The organism is Paraburkholderia sp. RAU6.4a, assembly GCF_050435625.1.
In the GTDB taxonomy this organism is placed as follows: Bacteria; Pseudomonadota; Gammaproteobacteria; order Burkholderiales; family Burkholderiaceae; genus Paraburkholderia; species Paraburkholderia tuberum.
Window position 1 is genome coordinate 529,988 of the sequence record NZ_JBNDKQ010000001.1, and the last position, 23,983, is coordinate 553,970.

The 23,983-nt window shown below is 58.6% G+C and carries 19 protein-coding genes and 2 pseudogenes; 13 read left to right on the top strand and 8 right to left on the bottom strand.

What is annotated here, in order from left to right:
• Positions 1-202 precede the first annotated feature (202 nt).
• From OKW40_RS02415 to OKW40_RS02425, 3 genes are all read left to right on the top strand, one after another.
• Positions 203-907, top strand: a complete 705-nt coding sequence (locus tag OKW40_RS02415) for a GntR family transcriptional regulator (protein ID WP_184059055.1) — start codon at positions 203-205, stop codon at positions 905-907.
• A gap of 291 nt (positions 908-1,198) precedes the next feature.
• Complete coding sequence (locus OKW40_RS02420; RefSeq protein WP_429487928.1) at positions 1,199-1,456, top strand: hypothetical protein; 258 nt, start codon at positions 1,199-1,201, stop codon at positions 1,454-1,456.
• A 133-nt stretch (positions 1,457-1,589) separates the two neighbouring features.
• On the top strand, positions 1,590-1,937 hold the full coding sequence (locus OKW40_RS02425) for a hypothetical protein (protein WP_084754269.1): 348 nt from the start codon (positions 1,590-1,592) through the stop codon (positions 1,935-1,937).
• A gap of 97 nt (positions 1,938-2,034) precedes the next feature.
• On the opposite strand, the gene OKW40_RS02430 is transcribed toward OKW40_RS02425, so the two are convergent.
• The 4 genes and pseudogenes from OKW40_RS02430 to OKW40_RS02445 all read right to left on the bottom strand — a co-directional run bounded on the left by OKW40_RS02430 (position 2,035) and on the right by OKW40_RS02445 (position 4,625).
• Entirely contained in the window at positions 2,035-3,018 is a 984-nt protein-coding gene (locus OKW40_RS02430; RefSeq protein WP_429487930.1) for a Gfo/Idh/MocA family protein, read from the bottom strand.
• 188 nt (positions 3,019-3,206) lie between these two features.
• Positions 3,207-3,445, bottom strand: a pseudogene (locus tag OKW40_RS02435) (trehalose synthase); the annotation flags it as partial.
• Positions 3,373-3,531 carry an alpha-amylase family glycosyl hydrolase gene (locus OKW40_RS02440; protein WP_429402532.1) on the bottom strand — a complete coding sequence of 53 codons (159 nt, stop codon included), beginning with the start codon at positions 3,529-3,531 and terminating at the stop codon, positions 3,373-3,375. The gene OKW40_RS02440 and the pseudogene OKW40_RS02435, both read right to left, overlap by 73 nt.
• A 236-nt stretch (positions 3,532-3,767) precedes the next feature.
• The gene (locus tag OKW40_RS02445) at positions 3,768-4,625 is read right to left on the bottom strand and encodes a helix-turn-helix transcriptional regulator (protein ID WP_429487932.1); all 858 of its coding nucleotides are present in this window, start codon (positions 4,623-4,625) and stop codon (positions 3,768-3,770) included.
• Between the two features lie 104 nt (positions 4,626-4,729).
• On the opposite strand from OKW40_RS02445, the gene OKW40_RS02450 reads away from it, so the two are divergent.
• Positions 4,730-5,629, top strand: coding sequence for an SDR family oxidoreductase (locus OKW40_RS02450; protein WP_429487933.1), 900 nt, complete (start codon positions 4,730-4,732; stop codon positions 5,627-5,629).
• Positions 5,630-5,691: 62 nt separating this feature from the next.
• Here the strand turns inward: OKW40_RS02450 and OKW40_RS02455 are convergent, their stop codons facing one another.
• The gene (locus OKW40_RS02455; RefSeq protein ID WP_429487934.1) at positions 5,692-6,384 is read right to left on the bottom strand and encodes a phosphatase PAP2 family protein; all 693 of its coding nucleotides are present in this window, start codon (positions 6,382-6,384) and stop codon (positions 5,692-5,694) included.
• A 247-nt stretch (positions 6,385-6,631) separates the two neighbouring features.
• Between OKW40_RS02455 and OKW40_RS02460 the strand changes: the two genes are divergently transcribed.
• Both OKW40_RS02460 and OKW40_RS02465 read left to right on the top strand, forming a co-directional pair.
• Positions 6,632-7,504 carry an endonuclease/exonuclease/phosphatase family protein gene (locus tag OKW40_RS02460; RefSeq protein ID WP_429487935.1) on the top strand — a complete coding sequence of 291 codons (873 nt, stop codon included), beginning with the start codon at positions 6,632-6,634 and terminating at the stop codon, positions 7,502-7,504.
• Positions 7,505-7,643: 139 nt separating this feature from the next.
• Entirely contained in the window at positions 7,644-8,429 is a 786-nt protein-coding gene (locus tag OKW40_RS02465; RefSeq protein ID WP_429402293.1) for a COG4705 family protein, read from the top strand.
• 275 nt (positions 8,430-8,704) lie between these two features.
• Here the strand turns inward: OKW40_RS02465 and OKW40_RS02470 are convergent, their stop codons facing one another.
• A complete protein-coding gene (locus OKW40_RS02470; protein WP_429402294.1) occupies positions 8,705-9,889 on the bottom strand; it encodes a glycosyl hydrolase in 1,185 nt (394 codons plus the stop codon).
• Between the two features lie 1,880 nt (positions 9,890-11,769).
• Here OKW40_RS02470 and OKW40_RS02475 point away from each other — a divergent pair.
• From OKW40_RS02475 to OKW40_RS02495, 5 genes are all read left to right on the top strand, one after another.
• Positions 11,770-12,414, top strand: a complete 645-nt coding sequence (locus OKW40_RS02475) for an SCO family protein (RefSeq protein ID WP_429487937.1) — start codon at positions 11,770-11,772, stop codon at positions 12,412-12,414.
• A gap of 17 nt (positions 12,415-12,431) precedes the next feature.
• Entirely contained in the window at positions 12,432-14,390 is a 1,959-nt protein-coding gene (locus OKW40_RS02480; protein ID WP_429354727.1) for an RICIN domain-containing protein, read from the top strand.
• The gene (locus tag OKW40_RS02485; RefSeq protein ID WP_018422207.1) at positions 14,390-14,824 is read left to right on the top strand and encodes a c-type cytochrome; all 435 of its coding nucleotides are present in this window, start codon (positions 14,390-14,392) and stop codon (positions 14,822-14,824) included. The genes OKW40_RS02480 and OKW40_RS02485 overlap by 1 nt, the downstream gene beginning before the upstream one ends.
• A gap of 455 nt (positions 14,825-15,279) precedes the next feature.
• Entirely contained in the window at positions 15,280-17,541 is a 2,262-nt protein-coding gene (locus tag OKW40_RS02490) for a polysaccharide biosynthesis tyrosine autokinase (protein WP_429487939.1), read from the top strand.
• Positions 17,542-17,769: 228 nt separating this feature from the next.
• A complete protein-coding gene (locus OKW40_RS02495; protein ID WP_429487941.1) occupies positions 17,770-17,949 on the top strand; it encodes a hypothetical protein in 180 nt (59 codons plus the stop codon).
• A gap of 706 nt (positions 17,950-18,655) precedes the next feature.
• Here OKW40_RS02495 and OKW40_RS02500 read toward each other — a convergent pair.
• On the bottom strand, positions 18,656-19,840 hold the full coding sequence (locus OKW40_RS02500; protein ID WP_429487942.1) for a glycosyl hydrolase: 1,185 nt from the start codon (positions 19,838-19,840) through the stop codon (positions 18,656-18,658).
• Between the two features lie 1,101 nt (positions 19,841-20,941).
• Between OKW40_RS02500 and OKW40_RS02505 the strand changes: the two are divergent.
• A pseudogene (locus OKW40_RS02505) lies at positions 20,942-21,538 on the top strand (sugar transferase); the annotation flags it as partial.
• 105 nt (positions 21,539-21,643) lie between these two features.
• Positions 21,644-22,768 carry a glycosyltransferase gene (locus OKW40_RS02510; protein ID WP_429487944.1) on the top strand — a complete coding sequence of 375 codons (1,125 nt, stop codon included), beginning with the start codon at positions 21,644-21,646 and terminating at the stop codon, positions 22,766-22,768.
• A 280-nt stretch (positions 22,769-23,048) separates the two neighbouring features.
• Here OKW40_RS02510 and OKW40_RS02515 read toward each other — a convergent pair whose 3' ends face one another.
• Complete coding sequence (locus OKW40_RS02515) at positions 23,049-23,969, bottom strand: glycosyltransferase (RefSeq protein WP_429487945.1); 921 nt, start codon at positions 23,967-23,969, stop codon at positions 23,049-23,051.
• Positions 23,970-23,983: the final 14 nt, after the last annotated feature.

Sequence of the window (23,983 nt, forward strand, 5' to 3'; positions counted from 1 at the left end):
GGCAATCGGCATAAGAAGAGTTTGATGGGACGGATGGTAAAGCACTAATGTATTAGTGCGTTACTGGGGTAAGTACCCATGTGCACTGTTCGCGGAATTCCGCTCGGAAGCCCGCTGGAAGGGGCGCGCGTCGGCTATAGTACTAGTGCCTCAGCGGACCGCCATGCCGGGTCACGCCTGCTTCCATGCTTCAGTTTCTGCCATGAAAAACCACGCTCATTCGTCGACGGTAACCCGGCTCGACCGCTCCCGCCACGCCGCGCCGCAAGTATTCGAACGACTGCGCGAAATGATCCTTTCCCTCGAGCTCACGCCGGGTACGGTGCTGTCGCGCACCGAGCTGGCGAACCGCTACGGGCTCAGCCAGACGCCCGTGCGCGACGCGCTGATGAAGCTCGGCGAGGAAGGTCTCGTCGACATCTATCCGCAGCACGCGACGGTCGTCAGTCAGATCAACGTGACGTCCGCGCTGCAGGCGCATTTCCTGCGCCGCTCGATTGAACTCGAAGTGGTGCGCACGCTCGCGGAGCAGCGCGACGCCACGCTGATCGCTGAACTGCGCCTGACGATCGCGCGGCAAACGGAAGTGCTCGACCTGAAGAACTACGAGCAGTTCTCGCTGCTCGATCAGGCGTTTCATCGGCAGATGTACGAGGCGGCCGGCGTGCCGCAGCTATGGGATCTGGTGCGTAGGTTGAGCGGCCATATCGACCGGCTGCGGCGCCTGAATCTGCCGGTGGAGGGCAAGACGATAGCGGTCGTGCGCGATCACACCGAGATCGTCGATGCGATCGACAAAGGTGATGTCGAGGCGGCGCAGGCAGCGCTACGCAAGCATCTGTCGGGGACGCTGAGTCAGATCGATCAGATCCGCACAAGTCATCCGAATTTTTTGGCGGACGAGTGAGCGTTCGCTGATTCGCTGGCTACGGCTGGTTCACGGTCATTCTGAATGGACCGCCGTTCGCCGCCGCGTGGGGTACCGCTTCGTTGAGCGGACCGCAACATCCTGTTTTCATGTTCATCGAACCGGAAGCGCGGCGGCTGTTCGGACCCGCCTGGGAAAACGAAGCGCGCCGCTTGTGGATCGCGCACGACGCGAAGGCCCTAAGACCATGGTCCGATTGACGCGACAGCCACGCGTGGCACCCTCGTACAAAGCCGGAATACTCATATTCAACCTGTCAGGGAGGTCGCCATGTTTTCATGGAGTCGGGAGTTCGCGGTCACGGTCATGGCTGTGTCCGTGATGGCTTGCGCGGGAAGCTCCTGGGCAACCGAACAGGCTCAGCAGCGTCGCGCCGGACGTGACGTTCGCCAGGAGACACGCCAGGGTTCCCGCCACACGAAGCAGGAGTGCCGGGCCACGGACCAGAAGAGCAATTCGCAATGCCGGCAGGACAAGCGGCAAACCAAGCAGAACGGCCGTGAGGCGGCCAGGAATATCAAGTATTGAGCGTTTGCGTTCGCGTGCGCCAGCTGGGCACTGAACCAGCGACAGCAGGGGATGGCAGACACCACGTCCACCAGATCAAGCGGGGAAGCTGATGCGAGCCTGCCGATACGTAGCGCTTTGCACCTTGCCGTTCATGATCGTCGGCTGTAACACGCCTCCGATCGCACCGGGCAAGCCGGTCGATATTCCGACTGCCCTCGAGCAGGTTCTCCAGGGTCTGTGCAATTTCCGCAAAGATCAGGCCGGCCGGAAGCAGGATCTCGGCGCTGCAATCGACTCGATCACCGTGGAACTCGACCTGACCGTCGACGGAGCGAGAAATCCCCCGGTGGCGGTCGCGCCGGATATCCAGTTCATTCCCACCGTTAGCTATGGTCAGATCATGACGGCAAACAGAGGTAGCAGACTCGTGCTTACGCTGAAAAACACCGGCAGCGGTGCCCACGGCGGCGACTGCGATGTCACCGCGCCGGCCAGGTAGAGACCACTTTCGCTTGCCATAGTCTATGGCTTTGCGAATGCGGACAACTGGGCACTTGCCGCGCGTTGAACAGCGCGGCAAGTGCAAGCGTTGCACGTCAACCTTGGGCGATGCTCTCCCACGCGCCCGATTGAGCCGAGCGGAACACGGCATCGATCACCCGCATATTCGCGCGCGCATCTTCTAGCGGAATAGCCTGCGGCCCTCCACTCAGGATCGCCTCCGCGAACGTGGCGGCGGCTACGCCATATTGATCGCACAGCGCAAGCTCCAGCCAGCGATCCGTCGCGACACCGTCGCTATTGTGCTCACTGATTAGCAGGCGCGTCGGTCGATCGTTTGGTGCATTGAATGGAATTTCGACTTCGATTCGCCCCTTGGTACCGTGAAATTGCATCCGCTGGTACGGATAGGTCTGAGTCGAATAGAAGAAACTCGCCTGCACGCCATCGAAGTCCATCAGCACGGAGCCGAGCCGGTCCACTTTGAAGGTCGGATCCTGCTCCACCAGCGCAACTACGCGCCGTGGCTCACGCCCGATAGTGAAGCGCGACGTCGTGATCGGATAACAACCAATATCGAGCAGACCGCCGCCACCTAGCTCGCTCTTGTTGCGGATATTGTGTTCGTTCGTGTTGTGATAGGTGAAACCGCCGGTCACTGCCCGCAATTCGCCGATCGCGCCTTCGTCGATCAAGGTCCGCACCTTCAACCATTGCGGATGCGTGCGAACCATGAACGCTTCCTGGACGTATCGGCCGTTCATGTCGCGCGCGGCGATCAGCCGTTCAACCTGTTGAGCGTCCAGGCTGATCGGCTTCTCACACAGGACGTGCTTGCCCGCCTCGACCGATTTGATCGTCCATTCCACGTGGAGATGATTGGGTAATGGAATATAGACCGCGTCGATTTCCGGGTCCGCGAGGAGCGCCTCGTAACTATCGTATGCGACAGCCAGACCATACCTGGCCGCGGCTTCCCGCGCCTTCTCCGGAGAGCGCGACGCGATGCCTTTCACCCGACACTTCGGCGCGTTGTGCATGGGCACGACCACCTTGTCGTTGATCTTTGCGGCGCCCAAAACTTCCCCAGACTATTTCATCCTTTGCCATGACATCCCTTTATTCGATTGCGTATCCGATGAGTCGAGCAGGCTGAACATTCGCGTGAGTCGACAAGTCGCGTGAGTCCGCGAACGACCAGAAGCACGCGATCGTATCAGTTTAACCGTGTCGACCCGCGATGCGCGGCGAACACTGCCGCGCGCTAAGCGGGCGTCAGCCGGCCCAGATCGAGTTCGTCGTGATTGCGCAGAAACACCCCCCATTGCGCGCTCGGCGGCCGTGGCTTCGTCGCAAGGAGCGCGTCCTTCAACGGCTTCGTGTGCCCGTCGCGAGCGTGTAGAACGTGTTTTGATTGACCCGGAAGTTGAACATCATCGGCAGGCGCTCGCCCTCGTCGCCGAAGTAGTGCAGGTCGGTTTGGGGCGGCACGTTGGCTTCGGCCAGATCGTCGTCATGCCGAGCCCTTGCAGGTAATCGAGCCTGCGCATCAGGCCCTGGAAGTCGCCGACGCCGTCGCCATTCGCATCCATGAAGGTGCCTACCGAGAGGCAATAAATGATCGCGCCAACTTGCTTGCCGCCAGCGAGGCGGTCATCGTGATTCTTACGCGAAGCTTGTGCGATGCCGTGCGGCCAATTAACGGGCCGAACGATGCAGTTCGGTAGTCGTCCCCAAGGTGCTCCAACCTCATTGGTTTCCACGAGCAATTGCGAAGTCGCCCGAGTGCGATCCGGCGGCCGCGCTCGCGCTCGAGCGTCAAAGCCGATCACGCAGCGGTCAAAGGCGCGGCGCTGGCACTCTCATCGATCGATGAAACGGTACTGCGGATGCGCGCGGCGATTCGCGCATCGAGCGGCGTGTACACGAGCATGCTCAGGTCTGGCCGACCATCGACGGCGAACAGCGAATACTCCATTTCGATGGTCCCGAACGCAGGATGCAGCAGGCGCTTAACGTGCTGTCCTTCGCTGTGGCCGAATACCTGGTTTTCGCGCCACATGCGTTCGAAGTCCGGGCTCGCGCGACACAGATCGTCGACCAGATCGCCCACCTCGGAAGCGAGCCCCGCGCGAGCAACGTCCGCTCGGAACGTCCCCACGACGAAGCGCGCGACACTCTCCCAGTCGTGCTGTTTTGCCCAGACGGCCGGATCGCCGAACAGGAAGCGCAGGATGTTGCGCTGGCCCGGCGGCAGCGCGCTGTAGTCGGTCAGCACCACGGCTGCGGCGCGATTCCACGCGACGACGTCCCACGTCGCGGTCTTGATGATCGACGGGCTGGCATCGAGTGAATCGAGCACGCGCTGCAAGCGCGGGTCCACTGCGTCGGTGGATCGGTAGCGCACTTCCGGGGGGCGTCCGAGGCCCAGCATGAAAAGATGTTCGCGCTCGGTATTCGTCAGCATCAGCGCCGCGCAGATCCGCTCAAGCACCGCGGCGGACGGCGCGCCGCCGCGGCCCTGCTCGAGCCACGTGTACCACGTCGAGCTGATATTCGCGCGCTGCGCCACTTCTTCCCGGCGCAATCCGGGCGTGCGCCTGCGGCCCGAGAAGCCGAAGCTGGCCGGATCGAGCCGCGTGCGGCGACTACGCAGAAAGTCCCCGAGGGTTTGGGCGGTGTTCACTGGGATGATTAACCTGTTAGTCGCTTTACCGGGATAAGCTCACTACTTCAATAGCATAGTGAATGATCGCATAGTGCGTCGGTGGCTATTCTGGAGACTTGACCATGCGAATCTTTCTGACGGGCGCAACCGGGTTTATCGGCTCGGCTCTGGTGCCCGAACTTATCGAAGCCGGGCATCAGATCATCGGCATGACCCGGTCCGATCAGGGCGCGCAGGCTCTCAGCGCGGCCGGTGCGGAGGTCCATCGCGGCACGCTCGAAGACACCGACAGCCTGCGCAGCGGCGCCGCGAAGGCGGACGCCGTCGTTCACCTTGCTTTCGACCACGATTTCTCGCACTTCGTGGAGAACTGCGAGAAGGACAAGCGTGCTATCGCTGCACTGGGCTCGGCGCTGGCCGGCTCGGATCGGCCGCTTCTGATCACGTCGGGCACGGGCGTCGGCAGCCGCGATAACGGGCAGCCGGCCACCGAAGACGTGTTCAACACCAGTCACCCGAACCCGCGCATCGGCTCGGAGCTGGCCGGCAACGTGCAGCTGGAGGCGGGCGTCAACGTGTCGGTGATGCGCTTGCCGCAAGTGCATAACCCGTACCGGCAAGGCCTCATCACGCCGCTCATCCAGATCGCGCGGGACAAAGGCGTGTGCGCATATGTGGAGGAGGGACGCAACCGCTGGCCGGCGGGGCATCTGTCGGATGTCGTGCGGCTGTACCGGCTCGCGATCGAGAAGGGCGAACGCGGTGCGCGCTATCACGCGGTCGGCGAAGAAGGCGTTAGCGCCCGCGAGATCGCCGAGGCGCTCGGACGCGGCCTGAAGTTGCCGGTCGTCTCGATCGCGCGCGGCGAGGCGCAGGCGTACTTCGGATGGATGGCGATGTTCGCCGCGCTCGATATGCCGGCATCGAGCGCGCAGACGCAGGCGCATTTGGGCTGGCGACCGACAGGTCCGACGCTTCTCGCGGATCTGAACGAAGCGCGCTACGTTCAGGTGTCCACGTAGCTGTCGCTGTCGCTGTCAGCCGCCGTCCCACGAGAACAAACCTGGAGCAACCATCGCCGTCATCATAGGTGTTTCATTACGCCACTCGCCAGCTTGCGCAGTTCGTCGAACTGCGTGACGAGCTGGAGGCACAGAATAAAGGCCAGCGTCGCTGCGGGCGCCGGGTGGCGTTCGGTCCATCGCAGCACCGGCGTCGCGTAGCGTACGCGGATCGCATCCCGCGTCATCACCAATGTAATCACGATTCCCACCGTGGCGCCCACCAGCAAATCGGTCGGATAGTGAAAGCCGAGATAGGCGCGCGGAAGGCAAATGAACAGCGCAGTATAGAGAAGCGCCAGCACGCCGACGCGCCGCGACATGAGGAAGATGCCGGTGGCGACCGCCATCCATAGCATCGCGTGATCGCTTGGGAAGGAACTCCAGTTGGTCAGCACTGCGTCCTTGATTTCGCCGCTGGCAAAGCGCAGATGCAGTTCGGTGTCGTAGACGGGGCGCACCCTGAATGGCAACCAGTGAGTCAGCAGTCTTCCGACTAAGAGCGCCACGATGCCGCTGACAAGCGTCGCGAGAACCATTTCTCGCCGCCATTCGCGGCACTCGTCTTGCTGAAACCACATCCACCACAGCACGGGAATGAGTACGAGGCCTTTGAAGGTGTACAGGTTGTCGATGGCCTGGATGGATAGATTCGCGAACTCACCGAGGTGTATGTTGGACAGATATGTTTCGACGGATAGATCGAAGCTATTCATTGTTTTCTAAAGAAATTGAGCCGGTCGCGGATGAGGGTCAGCATAATTCATCGCATGCACGGCATTTTTTGGCGCTTACTTTCACTGACAATTTTTACTGCGCAATTTCATCGCTAACTTTCAGTGACCCTGTGGACGCTCATAACAAGGGGAGCCGTGTGATTGAAATGCGCTCGTCCTCTCCAGCGCTGAGTCACCGCGCAGGATGCGGCGATACACTGTAGTCGGATCTTTCAAGGAGGCCGTCATGAAACTGGTCGACTGGAACATTCAGTGGGGATGCGGCGTCGACGGCCGCGTCGACCTCGGACGGATCGTGCGGGAAGCACGCGCGTTGTGCGACTTCGACGTCCTGTGTCTGCAGGAAGTCACGCGCGGCTTCAACGAGGAACCGGCGGCCGGCGGACTGAAAGGCGCGCCATCGTCCGATCAGTTCGCCGAACTTGCCGCTCTGCTGCCGGAGATGACCGTGCTCGATGCGGTCGGCTCCGATCTGCCCTCGTTGGGCGCGAGCCGTCATCGGCGGCAGTTCGGCAATGCCATCGTGACCCGTTTGCCGGTTCGTCAGGTGCTGCGCCATTCTCTGCCGTGGCCCGCGGACCCCGCCAAGCCGTCGATGCTGCGCGTCGCGCTCGAAGCGGTGCTCGAAGCCGACGTCGGTCCGCTTCGTGTCATCACCACGCACCTAGAGTTCTATTCGGAGAAACAGCGGCTCGCACAAGTGGCGAGACTGCGCGAGTTGCATCAGGAGGCGTGCGCTCACGCGCGCGCTCCCGCGCGTGGCGAGAAGCCGGACAGTCCGTTTGCCGATACGGCGCGCCCGGTCAGCGCGATTGTCTGCGGAGACTTCAACAGCGCATTCGAAGACACCGCCTTTTGCCGGATGCTCGAACCGATCACCGACGCTCCGGCGTTCGTCGATGCGTGGGCCCGCGCGCACCCCGGCGAGCCGCGTGCCGCGACGGTCGGCCTATACGATCACGAGCAATGGCCCGACGGAGCATTCGCGTGCGATTTCGTTTTCGTCACGGCAGACCTGAGCGCACGCATTGCATCGTGCGATGTCGATCAGCACAGCCGCTCGTCCGATCATCAGCCGATGTGGCTGGAACTGCGTTGAAGGGACTCGGAGTTACCGCCCCGTTACTGGCGCAGGAAAATCTGACCGCGTGATTCGGCGGGATGCTTAAGGTGCTGTTAAGGGTTGCTCTGCGATGGTTGAGCCTATGTTCAAGCCATGAGAATAGTGAGCACGTCACATGAATAGCAACCCGTCGCAAACTCGCGCGCATGCACTCAGTAAAGTCCCGCAGATCACGCTGGGCTTCTGGATCATCAAAATCGCCGCCACGACGCTTGGCGAAACGGGCGGCGATTGGGTGACCATGTCGCTCAAATTGGGTTATCTGATCGGCACCGCGATTTTTGCGGTTATTTTTATTGGGCTGGTCGCAGGGCAGATCAGGGCGGAGCGGTTCAATGCCTCGCTCTATTGGGCGACCATCGTTGCAACGACCACGCTCGGTACCACGCTGGCCGACTTCTTCGATCGTTCGGTGGGAGTCGGCTATCCGGGCGGTGTAGTCATCGTCTTCGCGCTTCTGCTTGCGAGCCTGGGCGTCTGGTACAAATCGGAAGGTACGGTGGCGGTGCAGAGCGTAACCACGCCCAAAGCCGAGTGGTTCTATTGGGTGACGATCCTCTTTTCGCAGACACTGGGTACGGCCTTGGGCGATTGGGTGGCGGGATCGGACGAAGGCGGTCTGGGGCTTGGCTATGAGTACGGCGCTTTGATCTTCGGTGGGGGGCTGCTGATCGTCGGTGCGCTTTATTACTGGTCGCGGCTGTCACGGACCGCTATATTCTGGGCGGCGTTCATCCTGACGCGTCCGCTCGGCGCGACCTTGGGGGACCTGCTCGACAAACCCATTTCTCAAGGTGGGCTCGAGATCAGCCGACTCTATGCGTCGGTGATTCTGGTTTCGTTCATGGCGCTCTGCGTGATTTTCTTACCGCAACGTCCTGCTGGGCGAGCGATGCGGTAGATGGCGCGAAGAGGCTACGAATGTTCGGGAATAGCCATTGCGTGCCCGCTTCTCGGGTGGCGCCGCGTTGTTTGCCGTGTCTGCTCCTTCGATTACGGCAGCGACGAGTTTGACGCAACGCATTGGCACAGTGCCAGTTCATCCTCGCGAAGCTCGGCCTCGGGAATTTCGCTGCGCCCTCAAACTGGATGCGGTCCTGTCAACCCGGCCAAAACGGAAAAACGAAGGAGCGCGACAGTCGCGCTCCGTTCATTCATGGGTTACAGCAGGCAGGCTTACTTGATCGCAGTCAGGTAAGAGCCGGACAGGAAGCGTTGCGAACGCGGAATGGTCGCCGTGTAGGCCTGAATCGCGGCTGCCAGCTGCGGACGAATCAGGTTACGGTTGTAGTCGTAGATCGAATAGCCGTCGCCTTCGCCATTGCTCGGATCGCCGTTGCGCACGACATACCAGAACGCCTTTGCCACCGAACCGTTGTTCATCAGAACCTTCAACTGGTTGAATGCGGCCGTTTGTCCGGCGTCCGTACCGTTGGTGCCATTGTTGGTCTCGGTCAGCCAGATCGGCTTCGCGCCACTGCTGACGAGGTTCGACACCGTGGTCATGAATGCCTGCACCATCATGTCGTATTCGGCGCTGCCGAAGTAGGGGTGAACGTCGACGACATCGATCGTGGTGTTCAACGGGCTGGAAGCACTCTTCGTGTTGTTACCCATTGCCTTGATGTAGTCGGTCGCCTGGATCAGCTCGCTGCCCGCGGGCGGTTTCCAGCCGTTATTCGGGTACGCCGAATTGTAGAAGTACGAGATGCCCTGAGTGTGCAGAACCGTTTTGTAGCCCGACTGGCTTTTCGTGTTCAGGATCTGCCTGGCTTCCGAATAGAGCGTCTTGCTGCGATTCAGAATGTATCCGGAGATACCGTTCGGATCGCCGTAAGACGGGTCCGAAGCGGAGAACGACCAGTTGGTCTCATTGAACAGTTCGATGTCAGCCGTAAAGGGCAGAACGACGTCCATGAGCGAGCCGAGATACTTCGTGAACGTCGCGTCGCAGAAGTCGAGTCGCGGTGACGATGCGCTCGGCGGATTTTTGGTGGCCGGGCATTGGTATGCACTAGACGGCGCGTACATGCCCACCTGGAAAAGAATCTTCATGCCGCGCGTGCGTGCGGCGTTCAGAAGCGACTTCAGAAAGGCCACTTTGTTGGGGTCCAGCGTGCTGCCGTCGGCCAGCGTCATGAAGTCCCACGAAACGCCGAGGCGAACCGTACCGACGCCCAATCCGGCAATCAGATCCAGGTCCTTTGAGCATTCGCTCAGCGCCGTCTGATCCGCACTCCAGAGATTGCAGTTCACGTCCATTGCAAAACGGTCGTTTCCGCTTCCGGTGGGCGGCGGCTGCAGCGCCGCGAGTTGCTGGGCGGTGGCGGCGGTCGAACTCGTCTGGGAGAACGCTGGCATCGATTGCCCGCACAACAGGGCTAAAACGGCGAATAGTGAGTAGAGTCTGAGTTTCATGGCTTAGCTATAAATTGCTACTGACCGGGGATGGGCCGAGAACGTTGGAATTACGTTTGCCGATGACCATCAGTTCCTGAAGCGATGGCATACGTAACGCAAACACGTCAAACGCGTGAGTCAACGGTCGCTGACATCACGATTGAAAATGCTCTTGCACGGGATATGCGGGTTTCGTATCGATCGTCGCGAAACGGTTCAATCGCCTTGTCCCGCCCGTTGCACCAGGGCGCGGTTATAAGGCTGACCGTTCGCCTGAACCGGCGGAGAGCCATTGTCGGGGGGCACTACGCCGTTGCTGTACGGATCTGTAGCCGCGTTCGCGGCTGTGTCGGCAGGGAGGGAGTTGGCGGTCACGGACGCGGTGCTGCCATCATCGCTTGTTTCACCGCCACAACCTGCAAGGCTTAGTACGCCTGCGATAAATGCAAGCGCCGAAGCAGTTTTTGCGATCTGGGGAAGCCGACGAAATGACGGTTTCAGTCTTGGAGAGAGTCTGCTGAAGAAGGACATCTGTCTATCAAGGCCGATGGAACCTGGCCGCTAAAACGAACAACGTTCGCGTGATAAGGACGTCGCCACGAAAAAATACGCAACAACACGAAGTACAACTGAATAATGATCGGCTTTTGTCAAGAGCCGCCCGCTGCCGCACTCGCGTGGGGCACTAATCGCGTTTAATCTTCAGATTTAATGCGACCTACTGAAAACCCGCTTTCATCATTTTCAATCGGAAGATTCGGTAATTCGTCGCAAATTGCGAAGTTTTTCCAATCGAATCAAAATCGACAAGGTTTTCCCTGAGTGATCTGATGAATACGAATGATACAGAATTGGAACAAATCTTGCGCCATCGGGCGTAACTAAGCGTAACAACGACATTTGTGCTATGTGAGCCTATCGGCAACGCGTCCATCCTCCCTTCTCACGCTTATCCAGAGGCGTTCTCACGCCCAAATTCGAGATTCACAAAACAACAAAAAAACCGTTACAAAATTGTTACTTGTCGCTTTTAGACAGTCGGGGCGCTTTATTTCCGCCAATGTATGGTTTTTATCGGAATGGCTGGGAACCTAATTAAATGCTAATCAAATGTTTCGGTATGGTTTTAGAAAGAAAATAATGTTGCCGAGGCATATATATGGGCCGCATCGGTCGCATCAAATAAATCGCGGAATGCGAATTTTGCCATGGTTTGACTTTGGGCTTTGGAACAAGGAGATGGCCGGGAGCCAGGGGCGCGGAACCTGCATATCATCGCCAGCGAAACACGCGCAATGGCTCGCCTGGTCGCGGCGAAACTCGAAGCCGCCGGAACACCGGCGCTGCTTGCTATTCGCCACCGCGGACTTGCCATCGTGCCGATGCTGAGGCCTTGTTGGGCAACCCCTTCGTGGTAGGAGCAGGGCTTGGCAGTTCGGTAACGGTCAGCCGAGTCTCTTCGGCCGGGCCGACCTGGTCCGCCTGCCCGACGCGTCTTGCCGCCACGTTTGAGCGCGCAATCCATTTTCGCGACTTCGCCATTTCCGCCGCCTCACGACGAATCTCAGGACGACATAGGGTTTTGCTCGGGCTTTCTAAAACAACCAGTTTTTGAAGTTTCATTGTTATGTGGCCGACCTCACAAAGCGCAGCAAGTCGCGGGCCTGACGCTGTCATTTTCCGGAAAGTTCTCTGCTACGCTCCCGAATGCCGTTGATTCGCAATTAGAAAGCGAACGTAGCCGTCGCGCGACTCGTGCGCATTATCGCGTGGGTAACACGCAATAAAAGATGGCGACGAATGGTTCTGCGAGCCATTACACGTTGCGGGAGATCATAGTCATGTTCCATCAACACGCGCCCACTCGCGCGACGTTGCGTGCGTGCGCGCCGGTCCGAAGTCCGGGACGCCGCGCGCTGCTGCGTGGCATATCGGCCGCGGCGTTAGCCGGCGTTTCTTTTCCGCTATACGCGCAGCACGCAAGCATAGGACTCGTCACGCCGCCCATTCGTCTCGACGACTTCTGGGTGGTCGATCAAAGCGGCCAGAAACAGTTGCTAACCGACCTGTTGCGTCAGAAAGTGACTGCGTTGCAGACGATTTACACAGGATGCACTTCAGTTTGTCCTTTGCAGGGTGCACTGTTCAGCACCGTTCAGCAACGGATATCGCAGTTACAGCACCGCCACCCCGTTCAGTTGGTGTCGATCGGAATCGATCCGCTTTCCGACTCGCCGCCCGCGCTGCACGCATGGCTCATGCGCTTCCAGGCCGGACCCGAATGGCGGGCGGCCACGCCGACGTTGCAGGACGTCGACCGGATGCGCCGAGCGCTTGCGGGCAGCACCCTGCCACTCGGCAACATTGCCGATCACTCGACCCAAATCTACTGCTTCGATGCGAACGCAATGTTGCGCTGGCGAAGTGACGACCTGCCTCGCGCGGATCAAATTTGCGATGTACTGGGCGCATTAGGGCGTGTGTAACCTACTGGACTGAGGCTATGTCACAAAACCGATCGTTTAGGATCCTCTCGCAATCGTTCGACGGGTGCGTGAAAGCGTTGCTGCTGATCACATTCATGGCGGCGCTTTCGATGTTCTCCACAGCTGCCGACGCGCAGACATCGAGCACGCTCACCGTCAACGGCACGACCTTGTGCGCCGACGTGAACGCTGAATCGAAGACGCCTGGCGCCTCGGTTATCGAGTGGACGTGCAATGGCGGGAATAACCAGCACTGGACACTGACGCAGAACAACGGGCTTTATCAGTTCGTCAACGTCAACAGCAACCTTTGCCTCGACATCTACGGTGTCAGCACGGACGCCGGCGCTGGGGCGGACCAGTGGACCTGCAATGGCCAGGCGAATCAAAGCTTTCAGCTGATCCCGCAAGGTGGCGGCTTTGCAATCGTCGCGTCGCAGAGTCACCTGTGTCTGGCTGCTGCCAGCCTCACGGCGCAGGGCTCGCAGATCACGCAGCAGGCTTGCAGCGGAACCGCTCTGCAGACGTGGCAGATCAGCGGCATGACCGCGAAAACATTGCCGGCAAAGTGGACTACACCCTATAACCTGTCGATCGTGCCGGCAGCTGCGGCGAATCTGCCCGATGGCACCGTGGTAGTGTGGTCCGCCGACCAGAAGCTGGACTTTACGTCTGGCGAAGTCACCCCCGGCAACACATACACCGCAATCTTTAACCCGACTACCGGCACGAGCAAACAGGTTCTCGTGTCGAATACCGGCCACGATATGTTCTGCCCGGGCATCGTCAATCTTCCGGATGGCCGTATTTACGTCACTGGTGGCTCGAGCAGCGACGCGACGAGTTTCTACACGCCTTCGACCGGAAAATGGTCGTCAGGTCCTCTAATGAATATTCCGCGCGCCTACCACGGCAGCGTAACGTTGAGCAATGGCAACGTATTCCTGGTGGGCGGCTCGTGGAACGGAGGCGAGGGCGGCAAGACCGGCGAAACCTGGTCACCGAGTACGGGTTGGCAGCTCAATAGCGCCATTCTCGCCGACTACATCCTCACGAATGACGCGGCTGGCATTTTCCGCTCCGACAATCATGCATGGCTGTTTGCGGTGGCAAATGGGCGAGTCTTCCACGCTGGTCCGAGCGTTGCCATGCACTGGTTCGATACCGCCGGCGCGGGCAACGTGACGCCTGCCGGCAACCGGGGCAGCGATACCGATGCGATGAACGGCAACGCCGTTATGTACGATATCGGCAAGATCCTGGCTGTAGGCGGTGCGCCGAGCTACGAGTATGCCAACGCGACTGCGGACGCCACCCTAATCGACATCAGCAGCGGCACCGCGGTGACTCAAACGCTTACGCCGATGAATTACCGCCGCGCCTTCAACACCAGCGTGGTCTTGCCGAACGGTCAGGTGGTAGTCCTTGGTGGAGAGGCGTACCCGATAACGTTTTCGGACGACACCGCCGTGCTGGCGCCAGAGTTGTGGGACCCTACCACCAAGACTTTCTCGGTGCTCCCGCCGCAAGCCGTGCCGCGTAACTATCACAGCATCGCACTGCTGTTGTCGGACGGTCGCGTACTGAGTGGTGGCGGTGGACTGTGCGGAACCTGCTCGACAAACCATACGAACCTCGAAATACTGACGCCGCCGTACCTGCTCAACGCGGACGGCTCGGCGGCAACACGACCGACCCTCACAGCCGCGCCCACTACGGCACAGCTCGGGACATCGATCGCCGTAACGGGCAGCAGTGGCATCAAGGCCTTTGCGTTGATGCGCATGTCTTCGTCGACCCACGCGGTCAACAACGAGCAGCGGCGGGTACCCGTGACTTTCACGGTAGGAACGGCGGGCGAATATCTGATCAATATTCCTTCCGATCCGGGTGTCGTCGTGCCTGGCTACTACATGCTGTTTGGCCTGAACGCGAAGGGCGTGCCGAGCGTTTCGCGCACGGTGCAGATCCAGTGATGGCGTTACGGTCACGGCGAACCGCGGCGCGTGCGCTGGCGCTGGCGCTGGCGAACATCACGTATGTCGCGCATGGCGCGCCGCTTTGTGAGTCGAACGATCTCGGGTGTTCGATCTTCAACGGGCAGCATTCGGTTGAGGCGCAATTGCGCGACGACGATCGTCTGTTGCCCGGCTCGACCACGCGTTGCGCGAACTGCCATTCGCAAACCGGCTCGGGCGACGCATTCGCACCACCCTTGACCGCCGGCAACCTGTTTCCTGCGAAGAGTCGAAGGGACGGTCCGGCGAGCAGTTACGATCAGGCAACGTTCTGCAGGGCGCTGAGGGAAGGCATCGACCCGGTCAACGTGATGTTGCGCAAAGCCATGCCTCACTACCGGATATCCGACACCGAGTGTGCGGCGCTCTGGCATTTCGTGACGAAGCCCTAGCACCCTTGCGTGCGGTTGCGCGAATTCGGCGCCGTTTGCTCCACCAGCTTTTGTCGGTGTTTTCACGCTATACCGGCGCTTGTTCGAAATGATCGAAATAGCAACATCGCAATTGCGCACGACCCGTTGGGGCGAAAAACGCGAATGTGCGGCAGCGTACGGAGGTGCGGCAAGCCGTCAGATAGGCTGCGATAACTTCTGCTATGAATAACTCGATTTCTGTTTGCTGGCGCAATACATCGGATGCGGAAAAATTAGAAGTCTGCGCCAGACCCGGCGGAAGTCTCTTTTAGACCATAAGACGATTCATTTCGAGCACGCTTGCGAGCAGGACTGACGTACTCGGCCTGTGCGTCCGATTTCAGCCGTGACAAAAAGCGAGATCTGGCAACGCCGCATCGCCTGCACATTAAATCGAGCTTCCACCCTTTTCGTACACCCGCCCTGGGGTTTCGATGAATCAGAACTCTCTGCTTACGAATGCTGCCGTGCTCCGGAATAACGATGTAAGTCTTTCGCGTTATTTCGACGTTCTAATGGCCAACCGCTGGCTGGTCGGTGGAATCGCCGGCGGCGTGCTCGCCGTGGGCGTGGCCTACGCGTTTATCGCGCCGTCGGTGTACCAGGCCGATATTCTCGTGCAGGTTGAAGACAGCATTCCGACCAGCAATTCAAAAGGCCCGCTGGGCGACGTCTCCAGCATGTTCGACGTCAAAACAGAGGCGACGGCTGAAATGGAGATCCTGCAGTCGAGAATGGTGGTCGGAAAAGCCGTTGACGATCTGCACCTCGACGTCAGCGCAAAGCCGAAGCGCTTTCCCTTGATCGGAGACTGGTTGGGCCGGCAAGCCCGGAGTCTTTCCGAGCCAGGGATCTTTGGATTTGGCGGATATGCATGGGGCGATGAAGCGATCAAGGTGTCCAGCTTCGACGTCCCGGAAGCATTCGAAGGCGAGAAGTTCGTTCTGACGGTTCTGGAGGGCGGACGCTACCGGCTGGAGCAGTCGGATCTCAGCGAGCCGATCGAGGGTCGCGTGGGCGAAAAGCTCGACACGAAACTGCCCGATGGCGCGATCACGCTGCAGGTCGATTCGCTGAACGCAAAGCCGGGCACGCAATTCATTCTGGAGAGACAGTCGCGCGAGAAGACGGTGGAAAGCCTGCAAAACAGGCTGACGGTCTCGCAGAAGGGTAAAGACAGCGGCATCATCGGCGCGTCGCTGATGGGCTCTGAGCGGCTGCTGACGGCCAGCACGCTCGCCGAAATCGGCAATGCGTATGTTGACCAGAATCTGAAGCGCAAGGCGGCGGAAGCCGAGAAGTCGCTTGCGTTCCTGAGCGAGCAGCTGCCGCAACTCAAGAGCGACCTGGAGCGCGCCGAGGGACGCTATAACGACATGCGCAACCGCATGGGCGTGTTCAATCTGAGCGAGCAGGGCAAGGCCTATCTGGATCAAAGCGTAGCCACGCAGCGCAGCCTGCTCGAACTGAAGCAGAAGCGCGCGGAGATGGGCGCGATCTACGCGCCGGGTCACCCCGCGATCCAGGCGATCGATCAGCAGATCGGCATGCTGAGCAGCAGGATCGGAAGCTTGTCGCAGCAGGAACAGGCGTTGCCGGACCTGGAGCAGAATGCGGTGCGCCTGACCCGTGACATGAACGTGAACAACGAGCTTTACGTCGGCATGCTGAACAACATGCAACAGCTCAGACTGGTTCGCGCCGGCAAGGTTGGAACGGTGCGGTTGATCGATAACCCGGTGGTGCCGAAAGAGCCGATCAAGCCGAACAGGCTTCTGGTGATTATCTATGCTGCGTTGGGCGGCCTGATTCTGGGCGTGGGTGCGGCGTTCGGGCGTACGGCGCTGTATCGGGGCGTGACCGACGCGCAGGAGATCGAGGAGCAAACGGGCCTGAACGTCTATGCGAGCGTGCCGCTGTCGCAGGCGAAAGTCGCGCGAATCGGCAAGACGCCGAAGCTGCCCGCTGGCGAGAAGTTCCTGCTGGCGAGCGAGTTTCCGCGCGACCCGTCGATTGAAAGCCTGCGCCGACTCAGAACCGCGCTTCATTTTGCAATGCTGGAATCGGAATCGGGCGACAATCGCGTGCTGCTGACGGGGCCGACGGAACAGGTGGGCAAGTCGTTCCTTTCGGCGAATCTGGCGGCGGTCGTATCGGCGGCCGGCAAGCGGGTGTTGCTGATCGACGCGGACCTGCGCAAAGGTCATCTCGAGCAATACTTTGGTCTCGACTCGAGCCCCGGCCTGGCTGACTATCTGTCGTCGGAGGTGACGTCCGACCCGGTGATCATGCGTGACGTGCGTCCGGGCCTCGACTTCGTTGCGCGCGGAGCGATACCGGAGAACCCGGCCGAGCTGCTGGTGAGCGAACGCATGCAGCAATTCCTCGCGAAGACGAGCGAATACGATATCGTGCTGATCGACACGCCGCCGGTGCTCGCCGTATCCGACGCGACCGCGCTTGCGGATAGCTGCGGCACCGTGTTGCTGGTGACCCGCTTCGAGACCACTTCCATTGCGCAGGTGGTGGAGGCCACCAAGCAGCTCAAGCAGGCGAATGCCCGGGTGAAGGGTGTGATCTTCAACGGGATCGATACGGATGTCTATCGCTATAGTCTGGGCGCGCGCGCAGACCTCTATCGCAGTGCTTCCTATCTCGATGCACTGCCCGCCAGTGGAGAGACAAAGAGAGACTAGCCTTCACGGCGCGAGGGCCGTCGTCACGAATGGTGATGAAAAATCAGCCGACTTTCGGCGTGGATGATTGGCGGATATCAAAGACTCATTCGTCAGTGTCGCTGGAGTCGTACTGAGTCAGGCGCTCAATTTCGTTTCGACTCTATTGATCGGGAAGTTCTGCGGGCCGACGGCTCTCGGGTACTTTTTATCCGCTCGTTAATCGGCTTGCGTCCGGAAGTTGCGTGCATGGCGGCGGACAAGGCCCAGGCCGTGCGTGCAATGACGAGTTGCAGCGCCGTCGTCATACCGATCGGCCCCGCGCTTGGTGGCCACGATCATTTCCGCCCCTCCGATTCGATCCCGGTGATCGCCCTCGCATTCGGCGTATTTCTGCAGCAGATGCTGGGTGAAGCGCTGACCAGCTGAGCGCACGGGCACCGGCGTCTTCATCTATGGCGGGATCTTTCCGACCTCTCTGTTTGTGCCGGCCGGCGTCTGCCATTTTGATGCTGATGATATTCGTCCATCGCGACGCCGGCAGCTTCGCGCTCGCCTACTGCGTCGGCTATTTTCGTACGTCACGTTCTTCTGAACCCGCGCGCCGCCGGCCATGCAATGCGCTTGCCATTCTGAAGTTTGGCGCCGAAAGCGTGGCTAAACCCGTGGTATAGTGAGTTCGATTATTAGGTCGGCATCCATCCGCAAGCGGGACATTGCGCCCTTGTCAATCTCTGCCGGACTTTGGATCGCCTTCATCACACTGTCCGGTGCAGCTAGGGAAGATCTCAAGCCATAGCTACGCCACCGATGACATCGTGCTGTTCAACTTCTCGAAAATTCGATGTGGTCGTAAAGGGAGTGGAAGATGGTAACTTTCTTGACGCATGCCGCCTGTCTGCTGATCGGCGTGGCGATTGGGGTCTTCGCGTGTGCGCTTTGCGTTGCGCGCGCGAGAGGATCAAAGGAGGATAATTAGTCTCATCGCCCTCTTATGATTCATCCGTCATTGCGGATGTCCGCTGCTTCCTGTTTGCAACACCATCAAGCACGCTGGAGCAGGGCAGAACAGCAAAATGACGCAGACGGCGGAGTCGGCGTTCGCGTTCATCTCATCGATTGCAATTAGACGCCTTCACTGGACCGGGGTCAGGTAGGGACCCGATAGGAATCGCTGCGCTCGCGGGATGCTCGCGGTGTAAGCCCGAATAGCGGCGGCAAGCTGCGGACAAATCAGGTTACGGTTGTAATCGTAGATCGAATAGCCGTCGCCTTCCCCGTTGCTCGGATCGCCGTTACGCACGACATACCAGAACGCCTTTGCCACCGAACCGTTGTCCATCAGCACCTTCAACTGATTGAATGCCGCGAGTTGTCCGGCGTCCGTACGGGTCGTCCCGTTGTTGGTTTCCGTGATCCAGATCGGCTTGGGACCGCTAGCGACCAGATTCGAAACGGTCGTCTTGAACGACTGCATCAGCGTTTGGTAGTCGGCGCTGCTGAAGTACGGGTGAACGTCGACGACGTCGATCTCGATGTTCAACGGGCTGGAAGCACTCTTCGTGTTGTTACCCATTGCCTTGATGTAGTCGGTCGCCTGGATCAGCTCGTTTCCTGCGGGCGGTTTCCAGCCGTTATTCGGGTACGCCGAGTTGTAGAAGTACGAGATGCCCTGAGTGTGCAGAACCGTTTTGTAGCCCGACTGGCTTTTCGTGTTCAGGATCTGCCTGGCTTCCGAATAGAGCGTCTTGCTGCGATTCAGAATGTATCCGGAGATACCGTTCGGATCGCCGTAAGACGGGTCCGAAGCGGAGAACGACCAGTTGGTCTCATTGAACAGTTCGATGTCAGCCGTAAAGGGCAGAACGACGTCCATGAGCGAGCCGAGATACTTCGTGAACGTCGCGTCGCAGAAGTCGAGTCGCGGTGACGATGCGGTCGGCGGATTTTTGGTGGCCGGGCATTGGTATGCACTAGACGGCGCGTACATGCCCACCTGGAAAAGAATCTTCATGCCGCGCGTGCGTGCGGCGTTCAGAAGCGACTTCAGAAAGGCCACTTTGTTGGGATCCAGCGTGCTGCCGTCGGCCAGCGTCATGAAGTCCCACGAAACGCCGAGGCGAACCGTACCGACGCCCAATCCGGCAATCAGATCCAGGTCCTTTGAGCATTCGCTCAGCGCCGTCTGATCCGCACTCCAGAGATTGCAGTTCACGTCCATTGCGAAACGGTCGTTTCCGCTTCCGGTGGGCGGCGGCTGCAGCGCCGCGAGTTGCTGGGCGGTGGCGGCGGTCGAACTCGACTGGGAGAACGCTGGCATCGATTGCCCGCACAACAGGGCTAAGACGGCGAATAAAAAGAAAAGTGTGAGTTTCATTTCTCAACTATAAATGCTGTCGCGTGGAATTGGTTCCGAAAACGTCAGAGTTAAGTGTGCCGATGAACATCAATTGTTGAAGCGACCGCATTGACGGCACGGATATGTCGAACACGCGCATCGAATACCGTGTCGACGTCAGAGTTCCGCACAGACACTACACTTCCGAACAGAGCGACTCAATCTTCCTAAGGATGCGCCCCCTTGTTCGGCATCAGTCCCAGCTGAAGTTTGTTGTGTGACGCAATGCCTCACTATCAGATTTCCGACGCCGGTTGCGCCACGCTTGTCGGCATATCACGAAGTCTTCGCGTCGAACTCCGCAATGAGCGAATCGTCCGATCATGTACGGCAACGCACATCGATTCGTAGTGCCGAGCCGGGATACTTGCGACTTCGATGCGCAGCGCGAGTCATCGCATAGACCTTGCCGCGGTCAGTCATTACACAGGTTGTTCCTTCATCAAATGTTCTTTTTTCCTAAAGATGAAAACTGTCGTCTCTCTTTAGACAAATTCGAAATCACGAGCTTTAGAGAGAACGGTTACACGTCTGATAAAAAGTATGCGTCTGACCTGAACGCTTTGTCATCATATTTACGAGTGATACCTGGCGATAAGACCAATCAAAGAACGAAGCCATGATTCGAATTCTGCGTATTTGATTGGCAGAAGAACTGTTGGTGCACCTGATGAAGGGCGACGTGTCTCGATCGAACTGTACGATGGCGACTTTATGCGCTATTGCTAACATTCGGTCTTTGAGTGAGATGTTACGCTCGTCGTGACTCGTCAGTGAATCAATGAAATTAGCTTCACTAAACGATTCACTTCCACACCAAAATCTGTTTTGCAAGCGCAGGGTGCCTACGCCGGCATCGTTCCCCACGAGTTTCCGAACTGAGGAGATAGTATGTTCGAATCCAACGCCACCGCGGATCCGAAACTGAAAGAGGCGTGCCTTGAGGCGAATTCAAAACAGGTCGCCCTGGATGACTCGAACCCGCAAAGCGAGAACATCTTCGTCGCAAGGTGGGACGACGCAGTGAAGAGAACGATGGACGTTTGCGGGGCGTCGGTTCTACTGATCCTGCTCTTCCCGGTTCTTCTGATAATTGCGCTGGCAGTCATGAGAGATCACGGAAACGCCGTATATGGTCATCCAAGAATTGGCCGAGGAGGACGTACTTTCAAGTGCCTGAAGTTCCGCTCCATGGTCAAGAACTCGGATGAAGTTCTCGCCAAACTGCTCGCAACCGATCCGCAGGCTCGTGCGGAATGGGACCGCGATTTCAAGCTCAAAAACGATATTCGTGTGACGCCGGTTGGCCGCATCCTGCGCAAGACGAGCCTCGATGAGTTGCCGCAACTATGGAACGTGCTGCGCGGCGATATGAGCCTGGTGGGACCCCGTCCTATCGTGCAGAAGGAGCTGGTGCGATATGGCCGCGATGTTCGTTACTACCTCGCGCTGAAGCCGGGAATGACAGGCTTATGGCAGGTCAGCGGCCGCAACGATGTGGACTATCCGACGCGGGTTTCGCTCGATGTTAAATACGCAATGAACCGCTCGCTGACATTCGATATGTCGATTCTTCTGAGAACCGTCAAAGTGGTGTTCGCGAAAGACGGCGCCTACTGAGCCGGCTGAGGTCCTTTCCCTGTCGTAGATTGCATGTCGTCCCGATCGCCGTGACCGATCGGGGATGTGTTCCGCTATCGCTGCGCAATTCACGAGAAACATGTTATGAGAGTGGTCCACGTAATCGAATCGACTGCTACAGGAACGCTTGCAGTTGTGAGCACGCTTGCGACGCGCCTCGCCAAGGAAGGTCACGAGGTGTATGTGATCTATTCAGAGCGCGAGGAAACACCGAAGAATTTGCGCGCGATGTTTCACTCTGACGTCGTCCTGCAGCATCTGCAGATGAAAGGGCCATCATTGGCACGGATCATGTCTGTCTTGCGCCAACAACTCATCGAATTGAACCCGGATATCGTCCATCTGCACTCGTCATTCGCAGGTTTCCTGGGACGAATGTCGACCTTGTTTGCGTTGCCGTCAACGGCGCTTCTTTATAGCCCGCACTGCATCTCTTTCGTACGGCGAGACATAGGCAGGTTGAAGCGATACTGTTTCGCCGCGTTGGAGTTGCTCGCGTGTGTGAAGAACTGCACATACGTTGGCTGCTCCGAGAGTGAATGCGCCGCCATTCGCCGCTATCTTCGGCGAGATGCAGTACTGGTCGAGAACGCGATCGATCGGGCTGTCAGTGTCCAGGGCAACAATCGTTTGGAAAGCGCCGGAAAAGCCGGATCGACGAAAAGGCGAAAAATTGTGACTGTCGGCGGCATTCGTGTGCAAAAGAATCCGCGATTGTTCGCGGAAATTGCACGCTCGTTTGATCGGGACGGCGTCGAGTTCGTATGGATCGGCGACGGCGACGCAGATCTCAGGAGGACGCTCGAGGACGCCGGCGTGCGTGTGACCGGTTGGCTTACGCGTGCTGACGTAATCGCGGCTGTGGCGCAAGCGGATATCTATTTGTCGACAGCTTCCTGGGAGGGAATGCCGATTTCTCTGATTGAAGCAATGACGCTCGGCACTCCCGTTGTGGCGTCAGATTGTCCGGGCAATATAGACACCATTCGTCACAATTCGACCGGCGTTCTTTATCGGACGGCTGCGGAAGCGACTTCGCTGATCCGGAAGATGATAGCCGAGGATAAATTTCGTGAAGGTTTATTGCGGCGCGCGCAGGAAGAAGCGCGCAACAGATTCAGTGAAGATCGTTTCTTCAACAACATCGCGCTGCTTTATTCGGCCCAGTTGAGAAGCATTCGCCAGGGCCGTTCGGTGCTGAGCGAGTGACTACTGCGCGATTTGCAGCAGGCCGTCGTCTGGGACCGATTGCATACAGTGCTCTTGCCGAAGTGAAGAGTAGCGGACAAAAGCCTCTTCACGCGCGTGACCATCAACTCTTCATCGATTCGCGCAGTCGGGACGGGCGAAGAACTGGCCCGAACGTGCCGATGGGGCGCGGCAAGAATCGAAGCACCACTCCGTAACCAACGTTCACGGAACGCGATCGCGACGAGACTGACTTTTGAGAAATGGTTTGCGCGTGTCATCGCGCAAACCATTTTAATTTTTAGAGCCGCGCGAGATATCGCTCCACGCCCGAGGCGGCGATTATATCTGTCCACCGCAAATGCAGCAGCGTGGAGGGGTCATTTTTCGGCACCATATCGCCGTGGAAATTGCAGATGCTAGAGAATACGTCTGGGCCCGTTACTTTACATTGAATTCCAAACTTGGCGGCGGCGTTCAGATTCGAAGGCGAGTCATTGCAGATGATTCTTTTGCCGAGCGCAGCATATTCCAGAAGCTTGGTCGGCGTCTGCACGTCGTACGGACGCTTGTACGGGATGGTTGAAATAGCAATCTCGCAGTTGCGAACCACCGCGAGGGCATCGCGTTGCGCAAGACGTCCCGTGAACAGGATGCCGGGCGATCGAAGATATGCGTCGGAGATTTCCTTTTCAACAGGCCCAATCAGAACGAGGGTATCCGAGTCGCGCTTGGCGGCCAGGAAGTCCCTGATGAAGCCGACAAAGCCGCGTTCCCGTGTTATCTCGCCCAGATAACAATACGTTCCCGACGGAAGCGCCTGGTTGCGGTCAGCATCCGCCGTGAAAATCCAATCTGGTACGCCCATCGGCAGGAAAACGGTATCTACGCCGTCGCGGAAGCCCATGACTGCACTCATTGAGTCGTTCTGAAATATTCGAAGATCGGGCCGCGGTTGAAACGTTTTCTTGATGCTGTCCTTTAGCGCACTGTTACGCCCGACAGACAGCGAGCGGTAATCGTGGATAACGTATTTTGCAGCAGGGATCCTGGGGTAAAAGCCCATGATGCACCAGAGAACGTACTCCTCCGGATTCTTGACTTTTTTGTAATCATCCAGTGTCCCTGACGTTACCTTACAGTCGTTTCTCACAAAATACTTCGTGTAGGCGTCTATCTCAGGATAATTCGCCTTGCCGGGGTGAAGAATGAATATCTGCATGTCATTACCACCGT